Genomic DNA, 1662 nt, shown 5'->3' with positions numbered 1-1662 from the left:
TGGCCCAGAGTGTGTAAAAACGCCCGGATAAACCCTTGCTATGATTTCTGAGAATCTCATCGCAAGGGTCGCCTATGAAACGGTTTATCCAGGGTGAACACCGAGGTCAAAGCACTTTACTTCCCGAAAGTCTCGACGACTACGTCAGCGATACCAATTCGGTACGTGTGGTCGATGTCTTCGTCGACGAACTCGACCTAGCCACGCTAGGTTTTGATGGCGTCATTCCAGCCGAAACCGGAAGACCGGCTTACCACCCTGCGATCCTTCTGAAGATCTATATCTACGGCTATCTAAACCGCATTCAATCAAGCCGGCGTCTTGAGCGAGAAGCTCAGCGCAATATCGAACTCATGTGGTTAACCGGGCGATTGATGCCCGACTTCAAGACCATCGCCAACTTCCGAAAAGACAACAGCAAAGCCATTCGCGGCGTCTGCCGCCAATTCGTTTTGCTCTGCCAGCAGTTGGGGTTTTTTAGCGAAAACCTGGTTGCCATCGACGGCAGTAAATTCAAGGCGGTGAACAACCGTGACCGCAACTTCACCAGCGCCAAACTGAAGCGGCGCATGGAAGAAATCGAGGCAAGCATCAGCCGTTACTTGGCATCGCTCGATGCGGCTGATCGGCAGATCCATAGCGCCTCCGCGCCAGATACTGCCAGCCTGGAAGAGAAAATCGCCAAGCTCAAAGAACAGATGAAAGAGCTTCAAGGAATAGAAGCCCAGCTCAACGAATCGCCAGACAAACAGGTTTCGCTGACCGACCCGGATGCCCGTTCGATGATGACGCGCGGCAGCGGCATCGTCGGCTACAACGTGCAGACAGCGGTCGACACGCAGCACCATTTGATCGTTGCTCACGAGGTCACCAACAAAGGTTCTGACCGTGACCAACTCAGCTCAATGGCGAAGCAGGCTCGGGAAGCCATCGGCTCAGAAACGCTGTCCGTAGTTGCCGACCGAGGCTACTTCAAAAGCGAAGAGATCTTGGCCTGCCACGATGCCAACATCACCGCCTATGTGCCGAAGTCGTTGACCTCTGGAGCCAAGGCGGATGGCCGTTTCAACAGAGATGCCTTCGTTTATAACGCTGTAAAAAACGAATACACCTGCCCAGCGGGAGATGCACTTATTTGGCGTTTTTCTAGCATCGAGAAAGGTCTGAAAATGCACTGCTACTGGAGTTCTAGTTGCAAAAGCTGCGCACTGAAAACGCAGTGCACGCCGAGCAGTGAACGGCGAGTGCGGCGCTGGGAGCATGAGGCGGTGCTGGACGAAATGCAGAGCCGCTTGAACCAAGCACCAGAGATGATGAAGGTTCGAAAACGGACTGTTGAGCACCCCTTCGGGACGCTCAAGCAGTGGATGGGCGCAACGCACTTCCTGACCCGAAAGCTGAACGGGGTAAGTGCAGAAATGAGCTTGAATGTGCTCGCCTATAACTTGAAACGGGCGATGAAAATCATGGGTACCGAAGGCTTGTTGAAGGCGATGACGGCGTAAAAGCCCCGGCTTTTACTGTCCCAAGAGGTACCACAGTGCTTCATAAGCGCTCTGACTCGCCACCGGCGCTGATCGTGGCAAATGCTTAGGAAATCACTACGCCCAGGAGCAGTGGGCTGGGGCATACAAGATGCGAAAGTGTTTTTACACACTCTGG

General features: G+C 53.7%; 1 protein-coding gene. It reads left to right on the top strand.

All coding sequences use genetic code 11. The annotated features are described in order from the left end of the window. The first annotated feature begins 74 nt into the window (after positions 1-74). Positions 75-1505: an IS1182 family transposase gene (locus EGJ86_RS24815; protein ID WP_058173916.1), complete on the top strand. Its 1431-nt coding sequence runs from the start codon at positions 75-77 to the stop codon at positions 1503-1505. The last annotated feature ends 157 nt before the right edge of the window (positions 1506-1662 follow it).

It is taken from the genome of Pseudomonas sp. o96-267, from assembly GCF_003935465.1.
GTDB classification, from domain to species: domain Bacteria; phylum Pseudomonadota; class Gammaproteobacteria; order Pseudomonadales; family Pseudomonadaceae; genus Aquipseudomonas; species Aquipseudomonas sediminis.
The sequence above is the reverse complement of the archived record's forward strand: the minus strand, read 5'-3'. Positions and strand labels throughout refer to the sequence as shown.